Source organism: Tautonia sp. JC769 (assembly GCF_040717455.1).
Taxonomy (GTDB): Bacteria; Planctomycetota; Planctomycetia; order Isosphaerales; family Isosphaeraceae; genus Tautonia.
Window position 1 is genome coordinate 56,479 of the sequence record NZ_JBFEFH010000034.1, and the last position, 6,947, is coordinate 63,425.

General features: G+C 65.9%; 6 protein-coding genes and 1 pseudogene. 5 read left to right on the plus strand and 2 right to left on the minus strand.

The window, feature by feature from the left end; genetic code table 11:
* Positions 1–20 precede the first annotated feature (20 nt).
* Complete coding sequence (locus AB1L88_RS23965; protein WP_367099231.1) at positions 21–1,844, minus strand: glycoside hydrolase family 15 protein; 1,824 nt, start codon at positions 1,842–1,844, stop codon at positions 21–23.
* Positions 1,845–2,143: 299 nt separating this feature from the next.
* Between AB1L88_RS23965 and AB1L88_RS23970 the strand changes: the two genes are divergently transcribed.
* The 4 genes from AB1L88_RS23970 to AB1L88_RS23985 all read left to right on the plus strand — a co-directional run bounded on the left by AB1L88_RS23970 (position 2,144) and on the right by AB1L88_RS23985 (position 4,516).
* A complete protein-coding gene (locus AB1L88_RS23970; RefSeq protein WP_367099236.1) occupies positions 2,144–3,055 on the plus strand; it encodes a dihydroorotate dehydrogenase in 912 nt (303 codons plus the stop codon).
* A gap of 109 nt (positions 3,056–3,164) precedes the next feature.
* Positions 3,165–3,743, plus strand: coding sequence for a hypothetical protein (locus AB1L88_RS23975; RefSeq protein WP_367099232.1), 579 nt, complete (start codon positions 3,165–3,167; stop codon positions 3,741–3,743).
* Between the two features lie 132 nt (positions 3,744–3,875).
* A complete protein-coding gene (locus tag AB1L88_RS23980; protein ID WP_367099233.1) occupies positions 3,876–4,121 on the plus strand; it encodes a hypothetical protein in 246 nt (81 codons plus the stop codon).
* A gap of 53 nt (positions 4,122–4,174) precedes the next feature.
* Positions 4,175–4,516: a hypothetical protein gene (locus AB1L88_RS23985; protein WP_367099234.1), complete on the plus strand. Its 342-nt coding sequence runs from the start codon at positions 4,175–4,177 to the stop codon at positions 4,514–4,516.
* A gap of 57 nt (positions 4,517–4,573) precedes the next feature.
* On the opposite strand, the gene AB1L88_RS23990 is transcribed toward AB1L88_RS23985, so the two are convergent.
* Entirely contained in the window at positions 4,574–5,812 is a 1,239-nt protein-coding gene (locus tag AB1L88_RS23990; protein WP_367099235.1) for a DUF1559 domain-containing protein, read from the minus strand.
* Positions 5,813–6,389: 577 nt separating this feature from the next.
* On the opposite strand from AB1L88_RS23990, the pseudogene AB1L88_RS23995 reads away from it, so the two are divergent.
* Positions 6,390–6,947, plus strand: a pseudogene (locus AB1L88_RS23995) (hypothetical protein); the annotation flags it as partial.

The window sequence follows — 6,947 nt, forward strand, 5'->3', positions numbered from 1 at the left end:
CGGTCGATCGGCCTCACCTGTCAACTCTGCTGCCGCTGCTCGGCCGGGTGGGCGGCGGTGATGCTCAGGTTATACGCCGTGTTGATCAGGCCGATGTGGCTGAACGCCTGCGGGAAGTTGCCCACGAGGCGGCGGTTCTCGATGTCATACGCCTCGGAAAGCAGGCCCAGGTCGCTCCGGATCGCCAGCAGGCGCTCGAACATCTCCTTCGCGTCGTCGCGCCGTCCCATCAAGGTGTAGTTGTCCACCATCCAGAACGAGCAGAGCAGGAACGACCCCTCGCCCGGCGGCAGGCCGTCGACCGACGGGTCCGTCTCGTACCGATCGACGAACCCGTCGTGCTTCAATCGCTCCTCGATCGCCCTGACCGTGCCCACCATCCGCGGGTCGTCGGCCTCCAGGAAACCGACCAGCGGCATCATCAAGACGCTCGCATCCAGGAATTTCGACCCGTACGACTGCATGAACGCGCCGACCTCCGGGTCGAACGCCCGGTCGAAGATCTCCCGCCGGATCTGGTCGCGGAGGCTCCGCCAGCGATCCACCGGCCCGTCGCGGTCGAACTGCTCGACCCCCTTCACGGCGCGGTCGCAGGCCACCCACGCCATCACCTTCGAATGCGTGAAGTGCCGCCGCGGCCCCCGCACCTCCCAGATCCCCTCGTCCGGCTGGTCCCAGGCGGTCTCGAGGTAATTCATCAGCTCCTTCTGGAAGTTCCAGGACGCGGCGATCGGCTCCAGCCCGATCTTGCGGCACTGGTGCAGGGCGTCCATCACCTCCCCCGGCACGTCGAGCTGGAACTGGCCGAACGCCGCGTTGCCGATCCGCACCGGGCTGGAGTTCTCATACCCGGGCAGCCACGGTAGTTGCAGCTCGGTCAGCCGATGCTCGCCGCTCAGGCCGTACATGATCTGCATCTGCGACGGCTTCCCCGCCACGGCGCGGAGCAGCCACTCGCGCCAGGCCCTCGCCTCCTCGTGGTAGCCGGCGTTCATCATGGCGAAGAGCGTGAACGTCGCGTCGCGGAGCCAGCAGTAGCGATAATCCCAGTTCCGCACCCCGCCGATCCGCTCCGGCAGGCTCGTCGTCGGCGCGGCCACGATCCCCCCCGTCGGCTCATACGTCAGCGCCTTGAGCGTGATCAGCGACCGCTTCACCGCCTCGGCCCAGTGCGGCTGGTCGATCGTGTCGTCGATCGACCCCTCGCCGTACGACGACCGATCCGACCACTCGCGCCACCAGCGTTCGGTCTCGTGGATGGCGTTGGAGTGGTCGACCTCCTTCGGCTCCTTCTCGTGCGACGGGTACCACGTCAGGTCGAAGCTCGCCGACTCCCCGGCCGACAGCCCGAACGAGGCGACCGTGTGGAAATCCTCGCCGTGCACCGGCACGTCGGTCCGCAGGCGGAGCATGTCCGGCCCGGCCACGGCCGAGATCCCCCTCGGCGTGCGCTGCACCCAGGGGATGATCGAGCCGTAATCGAACCGGATCACCAGGTCCATCCGCATCCGGACCGACCCCCGGCGACACTCGACCAGCCGCAGCACGTCGGGCAACTGATCGCGCGGGGGCATGCAGTCGGTGATCCGGACCGTCCCGGTGTCGGTGTCGAACTCCGTCTCCAGCACCAAGGTCCCCGGCCGATACTGCCGCCTCACCGCCCGGATCGGCCCCTCGGGGGCGATCTTCCAGTGCCCGTGCTCCTCGTTGCCGAGCAAGGCGGCGAACACCGCCCCCGAGTCGAACCGCGGGAAGCAGAGCCAGTCGATCGACCCGTCCCGCCCCACCAGGGCGGCCGTCTGGCAGTCACCGATCAGGGCGTAATCTTCGAGCGGCAAGGGCATGGCGGCGTGGTCCTGTCCGAATCGGTGAGCAGTCCAGGGACGTCCGGGGCGGTCCGATTGCATCGCGATGAGATGAGATGAGGGGCGATCGCTCGGGTTTCGAGGAGACTCCATCCGCGTGACCGGCCTGAGAATCACCCCCAACCCCCGTCGCAACCTCCCCCGCTCCTCGGTTCCGGCGCTCCGGCGAGCGGGGCGCAATGTTACCCTAGTCTTATCCGGTCCCTTCGGCAATCGAGCACGCCGACCGGACGAAGCACAACGCACGCCCCACAATCGAGGAACAACCCGTGGTGTCGATGGCGGTTCGCCTGGGTCGTCTGGAACTGTCCAACCCGGTCCTGGTCGCGTCCGGGACGTTCGGCTACGTCCGAGAGATGGCCGCCTTCGTCCGGCTCGACCGGCTCGGCGGCGTCATCCCGAAGACCGTCACCGCCAAACCGAGGGCCGGCAACCCCACCCCCCGCACGGTCGAGACCGCCTCGGGCCTGCTCAACGCCATCGGCCTCGACAACGACGGCATCGACCACTTCCGCGCCCACCACCTCCCCTACCTCCGCACCGTCGGCACCGCCGTCATCGCCAACATCGCCGGCGAGGACGAGGACCAGTTCGTGCAGATGGCCGCCGACCTGGGTGAAGAACCCGGTCTCGCCGCCGTCGAGCTGAACCTTTCCTGCCCGAACGTCAGCCACGGGCTCGACCTCGGCGTCGACCCCGCCGCCGTCGGCCGGGTCGTGGCCCGATGCCGGGCCGCCTGCCCCTACCCGATCATCGCCAAGCTCACCCCGAACGTCACCAACATCGTCACCGTTGCCCGCGCCGCCTTCGAGAACGGGGCCGACGCCGTCAGCCTCATCAACACCGTCGTCGGCCTCGTCGTCAACTGGCGAAGCCGCCGCCCGATCCTCGCCAACGACATCGGCGGCCTCAGCGGCCCGGCCATCAAGCCGATCGCGCTGCGCATGGTCTGGCAGGTCCACCGCGCCCTGCCCGATCTCCCCATCATCGGCATCGGCGGCATCTGCTCCGCCGACGACGCCCTCGACTTCCTCGTCGCCGGCGCCTCCGCCGTCCAGGTCGGCACCGCCACCTTCGCCGACCCCACCCTCTCCGACCGCCTCCTCGACGACCTCCCCTCCCGCCTCTCCGAACTCGGCCTCTCCGACGTCAACGCCTTCATCGGCACCCTTCAATCAAACAAGGGCTGAAATTTTTTTTTGAAAGCGACCTTTTCGGAGTGCTTGAGGCAAATGTTCACCTCCTTTGGACGAACACCAAGATATAAACGGGACCAGACTATTACTCGGAGATTTCTCGATGGACTGGTCAATGATCGGTGCGATTGGGCAGTGGTTTGCGGGATTCATCACATTGGCCGTGCTTGTTTACGCAGTTTGGCAGGATTATTGGAAGCGGCCGAAACTGCTAATAAGCTTCAATAACGAGGAAGACGTTAAATCGCAGGGCAACACAGTAGGGCTAGATCCCCATCTTGGTTCTCGGTGGTTGCGAGTTCGAGTACAGAACAAACCGGGGCGGAAAGTCGCGAAAAATTGCCGCTCATACTTGATAGGTGTTGAACATGTGAATTCTGGAGAAAATTACAACCTGTTGCCTCACGATGTGAGGCCATTGGACTGGATGCATGATAAACCCGAGAGTTTCCTGTCCAGAGACCTATTGCCCGGTGTGGCACACTGGGTAAACATAATTGGTGCGATAGAACAGCAAGATTATTTAAAAGTTTGCGTGTATCCAAGTTTTGCTTTGCAGATTCCGGGTGTGTATGTTCTGACTATCCAGGTTTCTGCAGAGGATGCTAATCCTAGTGTTGTCAAAATTCGTATTTATTGGGACGGTAACTGGGAATCACTACGTGGGGAGCGTATTTCCTAATTGGAGAGATTTGTGAATTTTGATTTATCTGGTTCTCTGGTGTGTCTGCCCGTCATGCCGAGGTCCACTGGTACGAGGCGCACGGCATCGGCCGACGCAAACTCAAGATCAAGCGTTTTCTGGACTGATCCGATGACCACGCACGACTCCAGATCCCTCTTCGCCGTCTGCGTCGACCAGGCGGGATGCGACGACCTCTCGGTCGGGATGCTCTATCGGGTGCTTCCCGACAACGAGGCCGGTTCGGAGGGATTCCTCCGCGTCATCGACGATTCCGGCGAGGACTACCTTTATCCCGCCGCCCGGTTCGTCGTCGTCCAGGTCCAGCCTTCGGACGAACCGAAACTCCTGGCCGTCGCGCCGGCCAGTCCTGAGTAGCCCTTCGCGCCCGCTTCAGCCCCGCCCCACGCCTGGGCCACTCCGGAGGTCCCATGCCCAGTCCCGAGCCCGGCTGCTGGTATTTCATCCCCCCGGCGGTGATCGCCCCGGTCGTGCTCTCCGTCGTCGTGATTGGCGTAGCCTTCGACGTCTCGCCCTGGTCCCTGGCCGCCTTGCCCTTCGTCTGGCTGGGAGCCCGTTGCGCCGCCCCGAACCTGAACCTGGTCAACGGCTGCCTGGCCTACGTCGCCTTCTCCGCGGGACTCCTGCTCTCCTCCCTGCATCAGCCCCTGGGCCTCGCCATCGTCTTCGGCGCCGTCGCCGGCTACTGGGGTGGCGTCATCGAGAAGCGCTTGCGCATGCAGCCCCTCCCGACGAACCCCGAGGGGCCGTGAGCACGCCCGCGAAGCCCCCCCCGCGGGCGATTCCCCGTCGACGTCGCTGCGCCGCCCTCAATCGACGCTCGACTCATTCAGCGGGAGCTGCCGATACCTCGGCTCCAGGCGGCTGCCCGCCGGGGTGATGAGCTTCGACCAGACGATCCCGTCGATCGTCTCCCGGATGAACCGGGTCGAGCCGTCGGCCATCGTCACATGGACGCCGCCCGAGTGGTGGCTGTTCGGGAACGGGGATTCCCCCTCGTCGAAGCGGCGGCGGCCCGAGTTGATCGACTCGCCCGAGCCCTTGGCGTTGGCGTCGGCCCAGGCGATGCCGTCCTGCCCGCCGCCGACCGGCTGGAGCGCGAATTCCTGGGTGCACGTCCCGGCGCCGGGGGCCCGGAGGTTCGGCGACCCCGTCCCGCCGCAGACGTCGTCCGACCCGATGAAGCCGACGAAGTTCGGGTGCGGCACCGCCCAGTTCGTCGCCACGCCGTTGGTCAGGTCGTTCCCCCCGGAGGCCCCCGCCCGGATGTTCTCCGACAGCAGGGCCGTGAAGCTCGCGCCGTCGGCCAGCGTGGCCATCGTATGCGACTGGTCCCACGGCATCCGGCCCGTCTCGCTGCCGACGAACATCAGGCCCGTCCGCTTGGTGTTCTGCATGCCCCAGTCCATCGGCCGGCTCCACGACGGCCGGCCCTCCCGGCCCAGCGTCTCGGGGACCGAGCCCCCCCAGCCGACCGCCGCGTGCGTGTCGCCGCTCGACGCGTGCCAGAGGCTGAACCCCATGTTCGCCACGTACGACAGGTTCCCCCGCTTCGGCTCGATCGTGTCGTCGTCCGGGCACGTCAACAGGCTGATGTTCGTCGAGCTGACGTACAGGTTGCTCGCCGCCGACGCCTCGGTCGGCGCCGCGGCCAGGTAGTCCTTGCTCGGGTCGTAGTCGTCGAACAACGCCTGCTGATCGATGTACGGCAAGATGTCCACGACCCAGCTATGCAACCCCCCCGAGCCGTCGAAGTACCCCTGGTACGTCCGGTACCAGCTCGACGACCTCGGGTCGGCCGCGTCGAATTGCGACGACCCCGCCTGCTCGCGATAGGTCACCGCGTTCGGGAACGTCTTGTGGACATTCACATACTCGATCAGGCCGAAGCCGACCTGCCTGATGTTGTTCATGCACTGCGTCCGCCTGCTCGCCGCCCGAGACGCGCTGAGCGCCGGCAGCAACAGGCCCACCAACACGCCGATGATCGCGATGACCACCAGCAACTCGATCAGGGTGAATCCCCGGCGGCGTTCGATTCGGTCCATCTGAGAAGCCTCCCGTGATCAGATCCCTCGTCCTCGCCAGCAACTCGCCGGCTAGCATGAATGCTATCAATCATGATTTGTTGCGCCAATGAATTTTCCTTCATGCAACCCGATTCTCGCCGAAATTCCTCGAACGCCCCCGTCCTCGCCCCGTCTCCCTCGCTGCTCGGCCCGCCCCCTCCATCCCGGATCGCCCGGATCGGTCCCCTTCGGACGACACGGGTCCGTCCCCGATCCCGTGTCGCAAGCCTCATCCCCGAAATGGGTTCGGAATCGGCCCCTCACCGCCCGAGGGACGGCACCCATGGCCATTGATCCAGGCAATTCGGTCTCACCCCGTTCTGGCCATCCCTCCCCTTCTTTCTCCTCCTACCCTCCTCTCCCTATTCCCTCCACCTTCCCTCCTCTCTCTCCCTCCCCATCCGAGGCCCAAAATTTCCCCTTTCCCAAAAGAAACGCAATTAAGCCTCCCCCTTTTCCTGATTGTTTCAGAGAGAGGTCTTTACCTCTGCTCCCTCCCCGTCCGCCCGGGAGCCGACACCCTCGCACCTCGTGAACACCCAGGACGCGCACCCTCATGGCCGCCACAACCCTGAAGCAGACGCTCGCCAACCGCCTGAACGCCCTCCGCTCCACCGGGCCGAAATCCACCGAAGGCAAACGCCGATCGAGCCGCAACGCCCAGACGCACGGCCTCTCGACCCTCGGCGCCCACCTGCCCGCCGACATGGCCGAGGCGATCGCCGACCGCAAAGCCGCCTGGCTCCCCGACTACCGCCCCGAGGGCCCCGCCCAGACCTGGCTCTTCGACCGCCTGGTGGCCGAATCCGTCCGCCTCGACGTCTGCGAGGCCCGCATCTGCGCCGCCCGATCCGAACGCGCCGCCCGCGCCTCCGAATCCTGGGACGACGACCAGGCCGCCCTCATCGCCCAGCGCGCCGCCTCCCTCTCCAAACGCCCCGAACTCGTCCAGCCGACCCTCCTGCAATCGAAACACGGCGTCCTCTGGCTCCTGGAGCGCTGGGACGAGGTTTTCGACTCCCTCCGGCGCCTCGACGGCTGGCACCCCGACACCTGGAGCCTCGCCCTCGACCTGCTCGGCGTGCCCCTCTCCTCCCGAGACGGCTCCGGCCCC